The sequence below is a fragment of the Mycobacterium sp. genome (assembly GCF_965229265.1).
GTDB lineage: Bacteria > Actinomycetota > Actinomycetes > Mycobacteriales > Mycobacteriaceae > Mycobacterium.
Map to the genome: position 1 here is coordinate 1163141 of NZ_CBDDIY010000013.1, position 15737 is coordinate 1178877.

Annotated in this window: 16 protein-coding genes; 9 read left to right on the forward strand and 7 right to left on the reverse strand. The window is 68.2% G+C overall.

Annotated elements, in window-relative coordinates; translation table 11 throughout:
* The first annotated feature begins 318 nt into the window (after nucleotides 1–318).
* Nucleotides 319–1551 carry a hypothetical protein gene (locus ADBZ9K_RS27510; RefSeq protein WP_526625493.1) on the forward strand — a complete coding sequence of 411 codons (1233 nt, stop codon included), beginning with the start codon at nucleotides 319–321 and terminating at the stop codon, nucleotides 1549–1551.
* On the opposite strand, the gene ADBZ9K_RS27515 is transcribed toward ADBZ9K_RS27510, so the two are convergent.
* The gene (locus tag ADBZ9K_RS27515; protein ID WP_526625494.1) at nucleotides 1548–2138 is read right to left on the reverse strand and encodes a DJ-1/PfpI family protein; all 591 of its coding nucleotides are present in this window, start codon (nucleotides 2136–2138) and stop codon (nucleotides 1548–1550) included. The genes ADBZ9K_RS27510 and ADBZ9K_RS27515 overlap by 4 nt on opposite strands.
* Nucleotides 2139–2248: 110 nt before the next feature.
* On the opposite strand from ADBZ9K_RS27515, the gene ADBZ9K_RS27520 reads away from it, so the two are divergent.
* The 3 genes from ADBZ9K_RS27520 to ADBZ9K_RS27530 are packed head-to-tail and all read left to right on the forward strand — an operon-like array spanning nucleotide 2249 to nucleotide 5254.
* A complete protein-coding gene (locus tag ADBZ9K_RS27520; protein WP_526625495.1) occupies nucleotides 2249–3037 on the forward strand; it encodes an alpha/beta fold hydrolase in 789 nt (262 codons plus the stop codon).
* A 52-nt stretch (nucleotides 3038–3089) separates the two neighbouring features.
* Nucleotides 3090–4733 carry a 2-succinyl-5-enolpyruvyl-6-hydroxy-3-cyclohexene-1-carboxylic-acid synthase gene (menD, locus tag ADBZ9K_RS27525; RefSeq protein ID WP_526625496.1) on the forward strand — a complete coding sequence of 548 codons (1644 nt, stop codon included), beginning with the start codon at nucleotides 3090–3092 and terminating at the stop codon, nucleotides 4731–4733.
* A complete protein-coding gene (locus ADBZ9K_RS27530; protein WP_526625670.1) occupies nucleotides 4733–5254 on the forward strand; it encodes a DUF3592 domain-containing protein in 522 nt (173 codons plus the stop codon). The genes menD and ADBZ9K_RS27530 overlap by 1 nt, the downstream gene beginning before the upstream one ends.
* Here the strand turns inward: ADBZ9K_RS27530 and ADBZ9K_RS27535 are convergent.
* Both ADBZ9K_RS27535 and ADBZ9K_RS27540 read right to left on the reverse strand, forming a co-directional pair.
* A complete protein-coding gene (locus ADBZ9K_RS27535) occupies nucleotides 5215–5877 on the reverse strand; it encodes a DsbA family protein (RefSeq protein ID WP_526625498.1) in 663 nt (220 codons plus the stop codon). The genes ADBZ9K_RS27530 and ADBZ9K_RS27535 overlap by 40 nt on opposite strands.
* Nucleotides 5878–5906: 29 nt before the next feature.
* A complete protein-coding gene (locus tag ADBZ9K_RS27540; RefSeq protein WP_526625671.1) occupies nucleotides 5907–6557 on the reverse strand; it encodes a nitroreductase family protein in 651 nt (216 codons plus the stop codon).
* Nucleotides 6558–6674: 117 nt separating this feature from the next.
* Between ADBZ9K_RS27540 and ADBZ9K_RS27545 the strand changes: the two genes are divergently transcribed.
* Both ADBZ9K_RS27545 and ADBZ9K_RS27550 read left to right on the forward strand, forming a co-directional pair.
* The gene (locus tag ADBZ9K_RS27545; RefSeq protein ID WP_526625500.1) at nucleotides 6675–7814 is read left to right on the forward strand and encodes a glycosyltransferase family 4 protein; all 1140 of its coding nucleotides are present in this window, start codon (nucleotides 6675–6677) and stop codon (nucleotides 7812–7814) included.
* Between the two features lie 132 nt (nucleotides 7815–7946).
* Nucleotides 7947–8111, forward strand: a complete 165-nt coding sequence (locus tag ADBZ9K_RS27550; protein WP_526625502.1) for a hypothetical protein — start codon at nucleotides 7947–7949, stop codon at nucleotides 8109–8111.
* Here the strand turns inward: ADBZ9K_RS27550 and ADBZ9K_RS27555 are convergent, their stop codons facing one another.
* The gene (locus ADBZ9K_RS27555; protein ID WP_526625504.1) at nucleotides 8112–8936 is read right to left on the reverse strand and encodes an SDR family oxidoreductase; all 825 of its coding nucleotides are present in this window, start codon (nucleotides 8934–8936) and stop codon (nucleotides 8112–8114) included. It abuts the gene before it with no gap.
* A 56-nt stretch (nucleotides 8937–8992) separates the two neighbouring features.
* On the opposite strand from ADBZ9K_RS27555, the gene ADBZ9K_RS27560 reads away from it, so the two are divergent.
* Nucleotides 8993–9679, forward strand: a complete 687-nt coding sequence (locus ADBZ9K_RS27560; protein WP_526625506.1) for a demethylmenaquinone methyltransferase — start codon at nucleotides 8993–8995, stop codon at nucleotides 9677–9679.
* 49 nt (nucleotides 9680–9728) lie between these two features.
* On the opposite strand, the gene ADBZ9K_RS27565 is transcribed toward ADBZ9K_RS27560, so the two are convergent.
* Nucleotides 9729–11294 (reverse strand): phytoene desaturase family protein, encoded by a 1566-nt coding sequence (locus ADBZ9K_RS27565; protein ID WP_526625508.1) that lies wholly within the window; start codon nucleotides 11292–11294, stop codon nucleotides 9729–9731.
* A gap of 151 nt (nucleotides 11295–11445) precedes the next feature.
* Nucleotides 11446–12777: a menaquinone reductase MenJ gene (menJ, locus tag ADBZ9K_RS27570; protein ID WP_526625509.1), complete on the reverse strand. Its 1332-nt coding sequence runs from the start codon at nucleotides 12775–12777 to the stop codon at nucleotides 11446–11448.
* 20 nt (nucleotides 12778–12797) lie between these two features.
* Here menJ and grcC1 point away from each other — a divergent pair, with 20 nt between their 5' ends.
* Nucleotides 12798–13805 (forward strand): nonaprenyl/(2E,6E)-farnesyl/geranylgeranyl diphosphat synthase, encoded by a 1008-nt coding sequence (gene grcC1, locus ADBZ9K_RS27575; RefSeq protein ID WP_526625511.1) that lies wholly within the window; start codon nucleotides 12798–12800, stop codon nucleotides 13803–13805.
* Between the two features lie 73 nt (nucleotides 13806–13878).
* Nucleotides 13879–14748 carry a zinc metalloprotease HtpX gene (gene htpX, locus ADBZ9K_RS27580; RefSeq protein ID WP_526625513.1) on the forward strand — a complete coding sequence of 290 codons (870 nt, stop codon included), beginning with the start codon at nucleotides 13879–13881 and terminating at the stop codon, nucleotides 14746–14748.
* A gap of 3 nt (nucleotides 14749–14751) precedes the next feature.
* On the opposite strand, the gene ADBZ9K_RS27585 is transcribed toward htpX, so the two are convergent.
* Complete coding sequence (locus tag ADBZ9K_RS27585) at nucleotides 14752–15657, reverse strand: mechanosensitive ion channel family protein (protein ID WP_526625515.1); 906 nt, start codon at nucleotides 15655–15657, stop codon at nucleotides 14752–14754.
* Nucleotides 15658–15737: the final 80 nt, after the last annotated feature.

A 15737-nucleotide genomic window follows, 5' to 3' on the forward strand; every position in this document is an offset into this window, starting at 1 on the left:
GGTCGGCGTATTAGTCGGTCGAGATCGGCGGTTAGTTCCCGGCAATTTCGCGATGCGTTTACCGGAACGCGTCAGCGGCCGCAGCGGCTACCGCACCGCGCGAGAAAAGTGAACGGCACGATATACATTGGGCTTCCGTCGAGACCCGATGACGCCGATCGTTGCCCATTGGTGATCCGCGGTCTGCTCGAAAGAAGGTCGCACATGGGAATTCCGTTCGACAACACTCTGGCGTACATGGACCAGGGTTCGTTTCTCGGCCTCCGCGCGCTGGGCCGCGGGCCGGTCATCCAGTACATCTGGATCTACGAGGAGGGTGTGGATTTCGACGGGCTGCGCAGGTTCCACCGCAACCTGCAACACACGCTGATAGCCCGGCTGATCGAACGATCACCCTTCCCGTTTGGCAGGCACCGCTGGGTGTCCTGCAACCTACCGGCCGATCTCGATGTCGCTGTGACGCAGCGGCGCCGCGACGAAGTGTGGGACTGGGTCGACGAACGCTCGTTCCTCGCCATCGATCCCGAGGTGGGGCCGCCCTGGCATCTGGGGGTACAGCCGCTGATCGGCGGGGGTGCTGCAGTATCGCTGGCGCTCTCGCACAGCACGGGCGATGCCGTGGCGGGGATGCAGGCCATCGTCGATGCCGTCACCGGCACCCGCCGCGACTTCGGATTTCCGCCAGCCCGTGCACGCAGCCGAGGACAGGCGCTCCGGCAGGATGCCGTCGTCACCGCCCGCTCCGCGGCGCAGATCCCGGCGGCACTCGCCGCGGCCGTGCGGGTTGGTCGCCAACAGTCCGACGACCTGTCCGCGTCGGCCAGGGCGGTCCCGGCCGCGTCGTCGCCAGCGGAGCGTGCGCGACCGTTGGTGGTGCCCAGGGTCTACGGATGGGTGGACTCGACCGAGTGGGACGAGCGCGCCCGTGCCTTAGGTGGAACACCCAACGTGCTGTTCGCGGGGTTCTCGGTCCGCCTCGGGTATCGGCTTGGCCGGGTCGGCGACGACGGCCGCGCCACGCTGTCGGTGCCGGTGAGTGAGCGTACCGACGGCGATACGCGCGCCAATCCGCTCAATTCGATTACCCTGCATGCTGATCCGAGTCAGGTCGTCGGCGACTTGAGCCAGCTCCGATCCGCCATGAAGCGGGCCCTTGTCGAGCTTGGAACTGACGGTAACGCGCTGCTGGCACCGCTGGCGTTGATTCCCTTTACCCCCAAGATCGTCGTGCGCCGGCTGGAGAACCTGATCCTGAAGGTGGGTAAACCCATTGGCTGCAGCAACATTGGCGACATGCCGGCGGAGGCTAACCGTCCTGACGGCACTGATGCCGACTTCTTCGGCATCCGCGGGGGTGAAGCCGGCGTCACCGCGCAGACGCTGGAACGGTTGGGCGGCCATCTGCTGGTTTCGGGGGCGTCGCTGCACAACAGAGTGTGGTTCAGCGTGGCGTCGTGGGAACCCGGTGAATCAAACAGCAAGGCCGCGCTAGCCGACGTGGTCAGCGCCGCGCTGGCCGACTTCGGGCTTGCATCAACGCTGGAATGTTAAACGGGCGGCGCCGGGTCGTACTGAATGAAGCGGCGGACCTCACGAGCCCGCTCGGCGCCGACCAGCCGGACGATCAGGTGCAGCGCCATATCGATTCCCGCCGATACCCCTGCGGCGGTGATGATGTCGCCGTCATCGACGAACCGCTCGTCGCGCCGGACGTCAATGGTCGGATCGATCTCGGCCAGCCAGTCCAGGGAGGCCCAATGGGTGGTGGCGGGGCGGTGCGACAGCAGCCCCGCGGCGGCGTAGACCAGCGAGCCGGTGCACACGCTGGTCATCAGGGGCACGGTGTCGCCTTGACCGCGCACCCAGTCCAGCCATTCCTCGTCCTGCAGTTGAGGGCGCACGCCCTGGCCGCCCGGATGGAGTAGCACGTCGAGCGCCGGCGCGTCGGCGAACGCGTGGTGGGCCTGTACCACCAGGCCCTTGGCACAGCGGACCAGCCCGCCGGATCGGGACAGGCACGACACGGCGTAGCCATCGTCGGGGAAGTGCTGGGTCCAGGCCGACAACACTTCCCAGGGCCCGATGGCATCCAGTTCTTCCACGTCGTCGAACAGCACGATGCCGATGTTCTTGGCCATATCTTCCATCTTCACACCAATCCGGTGTCCGGTGGCGGGCTACGTGTGACCCAGATCGAAGCGACCCGGTCGCGGAGCACTCGCACACCGGGGCGCGTAGCCTCTGCCAGGTGATCAACCTGGCCTACGAGGACAAGGGCTCCGGGGATCCGGTGCTGTTCATCGCCGGCACCGGCGGCGCCGGTCGCACCTGGCACATTCACCAGGTCCCGGCGTTCCTGGCCGCCGGCTATCGCTGCATCACGTTCGACAACCGCGGCATCGGGGGCACCGAGAACGCCGGCGGCTTCACCACCGAGCAGATGGTCGAGGACACCGCCGACCTCATCGAACAGGTCGTCGGCGGTCCGACTCGGCTGGTGGCGATGTCGATGGGCGCCTACATCGCCCAGGAGCTGATGCTGACCCGCCCCGACCTGGTCAGCCAGGCCGTCCTGATGGGCACCCGCGGGCGGCTGGACCGCACCCGGCGTTCCTTCCGCGCCGCCGACGTCGAACTGACCAAGGCCGAAATCCAGCTCCCGCCGGCGTATGCCGCCAAAGTTCGCGTGCTGGAGAACTTCTCGCCCAAGACCATCAACGACGAGAAGGCCATCGGGGACTGGATGGAGATGTTCACCGCGTTCCCGATCAAGCGCACCGCGGGCCTGCGCGCCCAGCTGGAGGTCTATCCCAAGGAGAACCGACTGCCCGCCTACCGGTCCATCCCGACCCCGGTGTTGGTGATTGGCTTCGCCGACGACGTACTCACCCCGGCCGCGCTGGGCCGCGAGGTCGCCGACGCGCTGCCGTACGGGCGGTACGTGCAGATCGGGCACACCGGTCACCTTGGCTTCCTGGAACGCCCCGACACCGTCAACACCGCGATGCTGGACTTCTTCGCCGGCACCCTGGTCTGAGGCCGGGTCCCACCGGTTGGGGGGACATAGGGCGCTATGACACGCTGTAGTGGTGAACCCATCGACGGCTCAGGCCCGGGTCGTCGTCGACGAATTGATTCGCGGCGGCGTCCGCGACGTAGTGCTGTGCCCGGGCTCGCGTAACGCTCCGCTGGCCTTCGCACTGTCCGACGCCGACCGGACCGGCCGGCTTCGCCTGCATGTCCGCATCGACGAGCGCACCGCCGGCTACCTGGCCATCGGGCTGGCGGTGGCCGAGCGGGCGCCGGTGTGTGTGGCGATGACGTCGGGCACCGCCGTGGCCAATATGGGCCCTGCCGTCGTCGAGGCCAACTACGCGCGGGTGCCGCTGATCGTGCTCAGCGCCAACCGGCCCTACGAGCTGTTGGGCACCGGCGCCAACCAGACCTTCGAGCAGTTGGGCTACTTCGGCACTCAGGTGCGCGCCTCGATCAGCCTCGGCCTGGCCGAAAGCGCCCCCGACAAGCTGGATGCGCTGAACGCGCAGTGGCGCTCGGCTACCTGCCGCGTCATCGCCGCGGCCACTGGCGCCCGCAGCGCCAACGCCGGGCCCGTGCAGTTCGACATCCCGCTGCGTGAGCCGCTGGTGCCCGAGGCGGAAAGCCCCGGCGACATCCCGGCCGGCCGCCCCGACGGCAAGCCGTGGACCTACACCCCGCCGGTGTCGTTCGACCAGCCGCTGGACATCGACCTCACCCCCGACACCGTGGTGATCGCCGGACACGGCGCCGGTGTGCACCCGAACCTGGCCTTGCTGCCCACGGTCGCCGAGCCGACGGCCCCGCACGCCGCCAACCCACTGCACCCGTTGGCGCTGCCGCTGCTGCGGCCGCGGCAAGTCATCATGCTGGGCCGGCCCACCCTGCACCGGCCGGTGTCGGCGCTGCTGGCCGACTCGTCGGTGCCGGTATTCGCCCTGACGACCGGGCCGCGCTGGCCGGACGTCTCGGGCAATTCGCAGGCCACCGGCACCCGCGCCGAGACGCACGGCACACCGGACCCGGCGTGGCTGCACCGCTGTGCGGAGGCCAACGGGCACGCGATGGCCGCGGTGCGCCAGCAGCTGGCCGCTCATCCGCTGACCACCGGCTTGCATGTCGCCGCCGCGGTGGCCGATGCGGTGCGGCCGGGGGACCAGCTGGTCCTGGGCGCATCCAACCCGGTGCGCGACGCCGCCCTGGTTGGGCTGAACACCGAGGGTGTGCGGGTCCGCTCCAACCGCGGGGTGGCCGGCATCGACGGAACGGTCTCGACCATCGTCGGGGCCGCGCTGGCGCACGACCGCAGCGGTGGCACCAGCTCGGGCCGCACCATCGGGCTGATCGGCGACCTGACGTTCGTCCATGACAGCTCGGGTCTGCTGATCGGCCCCACCGAGCCGACGCCGAAAAACCTCACCATCGTGGTGTCCAACGACAACGGGGGCGGCATCTTCGAGCTGCTGGAGCAGGGGGACCCGCGGTTCTCCGATGTGTCCTCGCGCATCTTCGGCACTCCGCACGATGTCGACGTCGGTGCACTGTGCCGCGCCTATCACATCGATGCCCGCCAGATCGAGGTCGACGAGCTCGGTGCCGCGCTCGACCAGCCCTACGAGGGCATGCGGGTCCTCGAGGTCAAGGCCGACCGCTCTTCGCTGCGGCAGCTGCACGCGGCGATCAGGGCGGCGCTGTGATCGGCAGGCTCCGAGCCCTGCTGGAACTCACGCTGCCCCGGCGCAATCCAGACGTTGTGGACACGCCGAGGCGAAAAGTGTTGCGCTGGACCAAGTGCGCCGTATGGATCATCCTCGGCCTGGTCACGCTGCAATCCATCCTGCTGGTGGCCGGCGCGTGGCGCAACGACCGCCAGATCGAGCGCAACATGGGTGTGGCCCAAGCTGAGGTGCTCTCGGCCGGGCCCCGTCGCTCCACGATCGAGTTCGTCACCCCCGACCGGGTTACCTACCGGCCCGAACTCGGGGTGCTCTACCCCTCGGAGCTTGCCGAGGGCATGCGCATCTATGTCGAGTACGACAGGAACAACCCGGATCTGGTTCGGGTGCAACACCGTACCGCGGCGCTGGCCGTCATCCCGGCCGGATCCATCGCGGTGGTGGGCTGGCTGGTCGCTGGGGTCGCGCTGGCCGGCCTGGGGCTGGCCGAGCGTCGGGCGGCTCAGGACGACATCAACTTGGACAGCCAGTTGTTGTCGTAAATGTCGAGGGTCTTGTCTCGCTTCAGGTCATAGGCCGTCGGGGTGCCGGCGTTGATCGGGTCGAGTTCGTAGAGGTACTCGAAGTTGGTGTCGGCCATGGCTTTCAGATCCAGCGCCGGCTTGCCGGATCTAATCGCCTCGACGGCCGCGGCGGCGACTCCGCTGTCGCGGGCCATCGCGGCGAGCTGTTGATCGGTGGGCCCCTTGCCTTTCGGATCCTGGTGCCCCCACAACTGTTGAACGAAAGCCTGGAATGCCTTGGCCGTCGTATCCGGTCCCGCCGCCAGGAACAGCGCGTTGCTCACCCGGTCGGAATATCCACCCGGGCCGTTGTCGAGGAAGGTCAACGGCCGGTAGGTCACCGCGAGCTGGCCGAGGTTGAGGTACTGGGCCAACTGATCGCCGAAGTCGGCCTGCAGTTCGGCGCAGCGCTCACACTGAGGTTCGGTGTACAGCTCGATGTGCACGGGCGCATTCGGGTCACCGGCCACAATTCCGTAGCCGTCCTTGCTCACCGCGGTTGCCGGGCCGTGCGGATCCACCTGTGCCACACCAGCGATCTGCCGGCCGCAGCCGGTGACCAGCACCACCAAGGCCACCAGGAGCACCGACCAGTACCGCATGCACGCACGGTACCCGCGGCCCGGCGTGCTCACCAGGAGTTCCAGTGGATGAAGCCGGCCGGATCGGCGCGTTGCCCGGGTCGAAACGAGGTTCCCACGGTGTAGGCCACCGGTGTCAGCGCTGCCTGCACCACCAGGTCGTAGGGGATGTTGAGGAGCTCTGCCATCTCCTGCTCGTAGCTGAGATGACATGTTGTCCAAGCAGTTCCGATACCGCGCTCGCGGGCGGCGAGCATGAAACTCCACAGTGCGGGCAGCACCGAACCCCACGCTCCTGCCTGGCCACGCACGGTCGCCAGCTCGTTGCGGCCATCGACGCGGACACCGGCGATCAGTAGCGCCGGAACATCGGCCATGACGCTGGCTAACTGGTCGACGCTGTGCGCAATCTTGTTCCAGTCGTTGCCGGCCAGGGGCATGCGGCTGCCCGCCGTCGTCGCGACACCGGTCGGGGCGATCAGCCCGGCGCGCCAGACGTCGGCGACCTTGGCGCGCAGCGCCGGGTCGTCGACGATCACGAAGTCCCAGCGCTGTCGGTTGCGGCCGCTGGGGGCCTGCGTCGCGATACGCACACAGTCGGTGATGACCTCGCGGGGCACCGGCCTGGACAGGTCGAGCCGTCGGCGAACCGCCCGGGTGGTGGTCAACAGGTCATCGGCGCCCAGGCCCAGGGTGTGCATGCCGTCCACAACGCGAAATTTCCGACTGGTTAATCCCCCGGGGCGTCTCACCAGCTTTTCGTGTCGCGTATGCCTGGGCGCAACCTGGCTGACAGGAGCCGCTGACACGCTCGTGGCGTGCGCGTTGCGATTGTCGCCGAATCGTTCCTACCCAACGTCAACGGAGTCTCCAACTCGGTGCTGCGGGTCCTGGAGCACCTTCGCCGCACCGGCCACGAAGCCCTCGTCATCGCGCCGGACAACCCGCGCGGTGAGCCCTCGGCCGACCGGGTCCACGACGGTATCCGGGTGCACCGGGTGCCGTCCCGGATGTTCCCGAAGGTGACCTCGCTGCCACTGGGTGTGCCCCGGCCGCGCATGGTGGGGGTGCTGCGCGGCTTCGACCCGCACGTCGTGCATCTGGCCTCGCCGGCGCTGCTCGGTTACGGCGGCCTGCACGCTGCGCGCTACCTCGACGTTCCCACGGTCGCCGTCTTCCAGACCGATGTCGCCGGGTTCGCCGAAAGCTACGGCATCGGTGTGGCCTCGCGGGCGGCCTGGGCGTGGACCCGGCATCTGCATACCCGCGCCGACCGAACGCTGGCTCCATCCACCGCGGCGATGGAAGACCTTGCCGAGCACCGGATTCCGCGGGTACACCGGTGGGCGCGCGGGGTGGACGTGACCGGCTTCGCCCCGTCGGCCCGCGACGCTGAGCTGCGCCGGCAGTGGTCGCCGCAGGGCAAACCGATCGTCGGTTTCGTGGGGCGGCTCGCGCCGGAGAAGCATGTGGAACGGCTGGCGGTGCTGGACCGCCGCGATGATCTGCAACTGGTGATCGTCGGAGACGGCGTCGACCGCGACAAGCTGCGGGCCCTGCTGCCGTCGGCGGTGTTCACCGGTGCGCTCTACGGTGAACCGCTGGCCGCCGCCTACGCGAGCATGGATGTCTTCGTGCATCCCGGTGAGCACGAGACCTTCTGTCAGGCGGTGCAGGAGGCGATGGCTTCCGGCCTGCCCGTGATCGCCCCCAACGCGGGCGGACCGCGCGACCTTGTCGCGCCGTACCGCACCGGATTACTGCTGGGGGTCGACGAATTCGAGGCGCGGCTCGAGCAGTCCGTGGACCACCTGCTCGACGAGCGGGCGCGCTACTCGGTGGCCGCCCGGCGCAGTGTGCTCGGCCGGACCTGGCCGGCGATCTGTGACGAACTGCTGGGGCACTACGAGGCGGTCCGCGTCGAAGGACGCCGCCGGCGGCGTAGCCGCGCAGCATGACCGATGGCCGTTCGCTGAATTGTTCCTGAGAGGCCTTCCCATCGGCTGTGAGCAAGGGCACACTAAAAGCCAACGGGGAGAACGCAGGACACCAATGCCAACACCACCACTCCACGACGGGGGAGACGTCTGATGAGTGATGCGTCGTATCGCCAAGAGCTGCACGCGTTTGCTATCGAACTGCGCCGGCTGGCCTACACCATGCCGGCCGGGCATGAGGATCGGCTGATCCACCTCAGCGAACGGATGGCATCGCTGGCGCGCCAACAACCGATCATCGACGCGCACGCGATGTAACTATCCCTGGGCCTCCACGGCGACCGGTTGCCACTGCTCCCAGTTCGCCAGGCGGCTCTCGTAGTCGGCTCGTGCCGTCTGCAGCGGTGACTCGCCGAAGAACACCCGCAACGGCGGGGTGGGCGCGTCGACCACCTTCAGGATCGCCGACGCCGACGCCTTCGGGTTGCCGGGCTTGGACCACCGCTGCTTGCGGGTCTCGGCGACCTGGCGATGCAGTTCGGCGTAGTCGGGCAGTTCCGCGGAGCTCGTCGACGACGGGCCCGCCCAGTCGGTGTCAAAGCCGCCCGGCTCGATCAGCGTCACGTGCACACCGAAGGGCGCGACCTCCTGCGCGAGCGCCTGGGAGAAGCCTTCCAGCGCCCACTTCGACGCGTGGTAAATGCCGACGAGTGGGAACGCGGTGATACCACCGATCGACGACACCTGGATGATGTGCCCGCTGCCCTGGGCCCGCAGGTAGGGCAGTGCGGCCTGGGTGACCCACAGGGCGCCGAACACGTTGGTTTCGAGCTGGTCGCGGGCTTCCTGCTCGGTGAGCTCCTCGATGAACCCGAAGTGGCCGTAGCCGGCGTTGTTGACCACGATGTCCAGTCGGCCGAAGTGGTCGTGGGCGGCCTTGACGGCGGCGAAGTCGGCCTCGCGGTCGGTGACGTCGAGCTGGATCGGCAGAATGGCCTCGCCGTACCGGTCGACCAGATCGGACAGCGTGGCGGTGTTGCGCGCGGTGGCGGCGACCTTGTCGCCGCGGTCCAGGGCCGCGATCGCCCACTCCCGGCCGAAGCCGCGGGACGTGCCGGTGATGAACCAAACTTTTTCACTCATGTCTGGCTCCAACGCGTCCGCGGGCTCATGATTCCCGCTGAGGTAGCGTCGGTTCGGTGAGCCGCGCGACGCTGGACAAGGATCCCCGCGATGTGGCGTCGATGTTCGACGCCGTGGCGCGCCGCTATGACATCACCAACACGGTGCTCTCGCTGGGCCAGGACCGCTCATGGCGGCGGGCGACCCGCTCGGCACTCGGCGTCGGCCCCGGCGACTCGGTGCTCGATCTGGCGGCAGGCACGGCGGTGTCGACGGTCGAGCTGGCCAAGTCCGGGGCGTGGTGTGTGGCTGCCGATTTCTCTGTGGGCATGTTGGCGGCCGGCGCCGCGCGGCCGGTGCCGAAGGTGGCCGCCGACGCGACCAGACTGCCGTTCGGGGACGCGGTGTTCGACGCGGTGACCATCAGCTTCGGCCTGCGCAACGTCGTCGACCACTCCGCCGGGCTAAGCGAGATGGCCCGCGTCACCAAGCCGGGCGGCCGGCTGGTGGTGTGCGAGTTCTCCACCCCGGTGGTGCCGGTCTTCTCCACGGTTTACAAGGAGTATCTGATGCAGGCCCTGCCGCGGGTGGCGCGCGCGGTGTCGAGCAATCCGGATGCCTACGTCTACCTGGCCGAGTCCATCCGGGCGTGGCCGGAGCAGGCCGAGCTGGCTCGCCAGATCGAGGAGGCCGGCTGGGCGCAGGTCCGCTGGCGCAACCTCACCGGCGGCATCGTGGCATTGCACGCCGCGGTCAAGCTCTAGTGATTTCGGCGCGCTTTCCGTCGCTGCGCGACGGAAAGCGCGCCGAAGTTCAGCGGCCCGCGTCGGCCAGCACCTGATACCCCGCGTTGTAACCGGGGATGAACGTGATGCCCGGCCCACCGTGGCAGCCCGCGCCGCCGAGATAGAGACCCTCGATCGGAATGGGTTCGTCCAGGAAACCCTTGGGTCCCGGCCGGTTCGGCCCCATCAGTTCGGGCTGCAGTAGACCCTGGCAGAAGTCGCCGTTGGGGGCGCCGAACATGGTGTTCATGTGGTACGGCGCGAACGTGATGTTGCGGATCGCGATGTCCTTGAAGTTCGGCGCGTACGTGGTGATCTTGTCGATGACGACCTTGGCCATCTCGTTCTTGAGGTGACCGTGCTGCTCGCGTGGCGCTTCCGTGGGGAAGGCGTAGACGTACACGCTGGCCGCGTGCTTGCCCTCGGGCGCCAACTCCGGATCACCCACGGTGGGGATCTGGATTGACAATGCCGGGTTGTCCGGGATGACGCCGAACCGGCAGTTGTCCCACTGCCGCTGCTGGGTTTCCGGCGAGCCGAACATGCCCACCGACATCTGCATGCCCGGCTCGTTGAGGAACTCATACGGTGCGGCGTACTCGGGTAGGCCGTCGAGTGCGAAGTGGATCTGCAGGTAGGAGCCGCGATGGTCACGCCCGCCGAGGCGGGTCACCAGCGACGACGGAAGGTATTCGGCGCCAACCAGATCCAGCAGAGTGGTGTCCGGTGCCAGATTGGAGACGACGACGGGCGCGGTGATGGTCGTGCCGTCCTTGAGGCGCACGCCGGTGACCCGAGCGTTCTCGACGAGGATCTTGTCCACCTTGGCGCGGTAGCGGATCTCACCGGCAGCCTCGAGGTAGAGCGTCTTGAGGTGATCGGACAGCGCGCCGATGCCTCCCTTGATCTTGCTGGTCATCTGGCCGCCCTCTTCGGGGATCGCCAGGGCGAATGCCAAACAGGTTGCGCTACCGGGGGTGTAGGGCCCGCGGTAGGTGGAGTTGACCGCCAGGAAGGCCAGCATGCCGCGGATCACGGCGTGCTTCTCCTTGTCGGGTACGTACCGGTCGATGACGTCCATCGCTGAACCGAACAGCATCTCGTGGATGGCGCGGCGCTCGTTCTCGTCGGCGGCGCAGGCGTACATCTCGTCGATGGTTTTCGGCGGCTCCAGTGCGTCGAAGCGGCCCAGCGCCTTTCGTGGGCCGGTGGCCCACCCGTACAGCTCGGCCATGCCCATCACGGCCTCCATGCCGTGCTTCTCGGCCATCTGGGTCATCATCACCATCGGGTCGTGGTGGAAGACCATCGGCTCTTCGCCGTTCTCGCCGAGGTTGACCGACATGATCTCGTTCTCGATGACCGGGAGGGTGTCCAAGCCGAGCTCGGAGTTGATCTTGGATGCGGTGGGGAAGCGGATCGACCCGGCGATCTCGAACTGGAACCCGTCGATGAGCTCGACGGTGGCAGCCATGCCGCCGCTGTAGGTGTTCTGCTCCAGGCACAGGGTGCGCAATCCTGCCCGCTGCAAGACCGCGGCGGCGGTCAGTCCGTTGTGTCCGGCTCCGACGATGATCGCGTCGTAATCAGTCATGCGGCGCAGCCTATGCAGCGTTGGCCTGCGCCGGGCCATGTTTTGTCAAATTTGTCACTTTATCCGCGCCGCGGACCCCGCGATCGTGCGTGTCTGCACACGGACACGCCGTTTTGACGGGCAGTTCGCGCACGCTCGGGGCTGATAGCGCTCAACTGAACGGTTTGCGCCGGTCCAATATTCGGGACCCGAAGCCCGTCGAACGCCACACCCGCGCCACCCAGTCGGCGTCGTCGTCAGTGACCAGATTGCCCATCACCCGAACGGCCACCCCCATCAGGTTTGACGAGCGCATCGCTATCGGGCCGGTCAGCGGCAGGAACCGCGGCAGCGTCAGCAGCAGGCCCAGCCGGCGAGCCGCCGAGAACCCGCGCCCGTAGTGGTCCTGCAACAGCGCCGGCCACGCCGCCGACAGGTCACCCCGGCCCAGCATCTCGGCGGCCAGCCGCCCGGTCTCCAGCCCGTAGTCGATGCCCTCGCCGTTGAGCGGATTCACGCAGGCCGCCGCATCGCCGATGAGCATCCAGTTCGGTCCGGCCACCCCCGAGACCGCCCCGCCCATCGGCAACAACGCCGAGGCCACCGCGCGCGGCGACCCCTCGAAATCCCACGCCGACCGCTTCAGGTCGGTGTAGTGCTTGATCAGCGGCCGCAGCGCGATGTCGGCGGGCCGTTTTGCGGTGGCCAGGGCGCCCACGCCGATGTTCACCTTGCCGTTGCCCAGCGGGAAGATCCAGCCGTACCCGGGCAGCACCTGCCCGGAGGGCGACCGCAACTCCAGATCCGAGGAGATCCACGGTTCCGAGGCGCGTGGGGAGGCCAGGTAGCCGCGCGCCGCGACCCCGTACACCGTCTCCTGATGCCACTGCCGGCCCAGCACCCGGCCGAACGGTGATCGCGCCCCGTCGGCGACGATCACCCACCGGCACGACACCCGCGAGCCGTCGGCCAACCCCACGGAATCCACCCGGCCCCGCGAATCCCTGGACACGTCAACGGCTTTGACCCCCAGCAGCATCGAGGCCCCAGCATCCTCGGCGACCTTGCGGATCCGGTCGTCGAGCTCCGTGCGCGGCACCGCCGATCCCGACGACGGGAACGACGGCCCAGGCCAGGGCACTTCGATGTCGGCGCCGAACCCCGACAACCGCAGACCGTGGTGGCGGATGCGGCCGTCGAGCCAGTCGCCCAGCCCCAACCGTTGCAGCTCCAGCACCGCGCGTGGGGTCAGCCCGTCCCCGCAGGGTTTGTCCCGGGGAAACTCTGCGGAATCGACGACCAGCACGTCGTGGCCGTTGCGGGCCGCCCAGGCGGCCGCCGAGGAGCCGGCCGGCCCGGCCCCGACGACCACGACCTCAACTGCGGGTCGCTCCGCTCCTGCCCGCCGGACCTGATCCCCGGGTCGCTCCGCTCCTGCCCGCCGGACCTGATCCCCGGGTCGCTCCGCTCCTGCCCGCCGGACCTCATCCGACCGCATGCCCATGCCCCCAGTATGTTGGCAGGGTGAGGACTCCGGCGACGGTGGTGGCAGGGGTGGACTTCGGGGACCCGGTGTTCGCCCAGAGTGTCCGCGACGGGGTCGGCCGCGTCGAAGAGCTCATGAGCACCGAATTGCGCGGCGGTGACGAGCTGATGACCGAGGCCGTCGTGCATCTGTTCGAGGCAGGTGGCAAGCGCTTCCGGCCGCTGTTCACCGTGCTCTCGGCCCAGATCGGACCCGACCCCGACGCCTGGCAGGTCACTGTGGCCGGCGCGGTCATCGAGATGGTGCACCTGGCCACGCTGTACCACGACGACGTGATGGACGAGGCGCAGATGCGCCGCGGAGCTCCCAGCGCCAACGCCCGCTGGGGAAACAACATCGCGATCCTGGCCGGTGACTACCTGTTTGCGACGGCCTCGCGGCTGGTGAGCCGGCTCGGCCCGGACGCGGTGCGCATCATCGCCGAGACGTTCGCCCAGCTGGTCACCGGGCAGATGCGCGAGACCAAAGGCACTGCTGCCGGCGTCGACCCGGTTGACCACTACCTGAAGGTGGTCTACGAGAAGACCGCCTGCCTGATCGCGGCGTCGGGCCGCTTCGGTGCCACGTTCTCCGGTGCCACCGAGGACCAGGTCGAACGGCTCACCCGGCTGGGCGGCATCGTCGGCACCGCCTTCCAGATTTCCGACGACATCATCGACATCGACAGCGATCCCGACGAGTCGGGCAAGCTGCCCGGCACCGACCTGCGCGAAGGCGTGCACACCCTGCCGGTGCTGTACGCGCTGCGCGGGACCGGCCCGGACGCCGCGCGGCTGCGTGAGCTGCTGCAGGGTCCGGTCGACGACGACGACGCGCTGGCCGAGGCGCTGGGGCTGCTGCGCTCCGGTGACGGACTGGCCAAGGCCAAGGCCACCGTCGAGCGCTACGCCGCCCAAGCCGGCGAGGAGCTGGCGGGTCTGCCGGACGTGCCGGGTCGTCGGGCGCTTGCCTCGCTGGTGGACTACACGATCAACCGGCACGGCTAACGGTGATTCGCGGAACCCCTTAGTCAGTTCGGCGCGTTAATCTCGCGGAGAGTGTGTCGCTAGGAGGAACTCGATGACGTGGCATCCGACGGCCAACCGGTTCAAGACGTTCGTTCTACTCGTCGGAATGTCGACGTTGATCGTCTTCATCGGTGCGTTGTTCCAGAACCGCGCCATCCTGTGGCTGGCGGTGCTGTTCGCCGTCGGCATGAACGTCTACGTGTACTTCAACTCCGACAAGATGGCGCTGCGGGCCATGCACGCGCAGCCGATCACCGAGGTGCAGGCCCCGCAGATCTACGCGATGGTGCGCGAGCTCGCCACCACCGCCCACCAGCCGATGCCCCGGCTCTACATCAGCGACACCGCCAACCCCAACGCGTTCGCCACCGGCCGCAACCCCCGAAACGCCGCCGTCTGCGTGACGTCGGGGATCCTGAATCTCCTCAGCGAACGTGAGCTGCGCGCGGTGCTGGGCCACGAACTCTCGCACGTCTACAACCGCGACATCCTCATCTCCTGCGTCGCGGGTGCGCTGGCCTCGGTGATCACCGCGCTGGCCAATATCGCGATGTTCGCCGGCATGTTCGGCGGCGGCAACCGGGACGGCGGCGCCAATCCCTTTGCACTGTTGTTGGTTTCGCTGCTCGGGCCGATCGCGGCCACCTTGATCCGGCTGGCGGTGTCGCGTTCCCGGGAGTACCAGGCCGACGAGTCCGGCGCGCAGCTGTCGGGCGATCCGCTGGCGCTGGCCTCCGCGCTGCGCAAGATCAGCGGCGGGGTGGAGCAGGCTCCGCTGCCGCCTGAGCCGCAACTGGCCGACCAGGCCCACCTGATGATCGCCAGCCCGTTCCGTTCCGGTGAGCGCATCGGCAAGCTGTTCTCCACGCATCCGCCGATCCCGGACCGGATCGCCCGACTGGAGAAGATGGCCGGGCGCTAGGAGCTAGGCCGACGCCGACACCGCGCCGAGGGTGGCGGTGGTGGGGCTGACGATCCCCGCTCCGCGCAGCGAACTCAGCACCATGGCGCGCAGCACCCGGCCCACCTCGAACTGCTTGCCCGGCAGGGTGCGAGCCACCATCCGCAGGTTGATGGTGTCCACCTCGATGCTCTCCACCCCCATCAGGGCGGGCTCATCGAGTAGCAGTTGATGCAGGCGGCTGTCGATCATCGCCGATGAGGCGACCTCATGCAGGACGTCGTTGACCTTGTTGAGGTCGGCGCTGGTGGGTACCGGGATGTCGACGACCGCGCGCGCCCAGTCCTTCGACAGGTTCAGCGACTTGACGATCTGGCCGTTGGGGATGGTGAACACCTCGCCGTCGCCGGACCGCAGCTTGGTCACCCGCAGCGTGACGTCCTCAACCGTGCCCTGGGCGTCCTTGGCGGCCCCGGCAACGGTCAGCGACACCAGATCGCCGAACCCGTATTGCTTCTCGGTGATGATGAAGAACCCGGCAAGCAGGTCCTGCACCACTCGCTGGGCGCCGAAGCCCAGCGCCGCGCCGATCACCGCGGCCGGTGCCACCAGGGATCCGACCGGCAGCCCGAGGGTGTCGATGATGTCGACGGCGACCAGCACGTAGAGCAGTGCGATCGACACCGAGGAGATCACCGAGGCCACCGCACGGCGGTGTTTGACGCTCTCCGAGCGCACCAGTGCGTGGCCCCGGTCGAGACGGCGGGCGATCTTGCCCGCGATCCAGTTGATCAGCCGGGTGGCCAGCAGTGCAGCCAGGATCACCAGCAGAATGTGCAGGCCCTTGGTCCGCAGCCATTCCCCGAGATTGCCTGTCCAATAGTCGTGCCAACGCCCGGAGGCCAGGTACATCGAAGTGAGTGAAGTCATAAACCTTTGCGAATTGCCTTGTCGGGGCTTTCGTTTGGGTGTGCGGTCAAGCACGGGACCGATGTTGCGTTCCCCGTCCG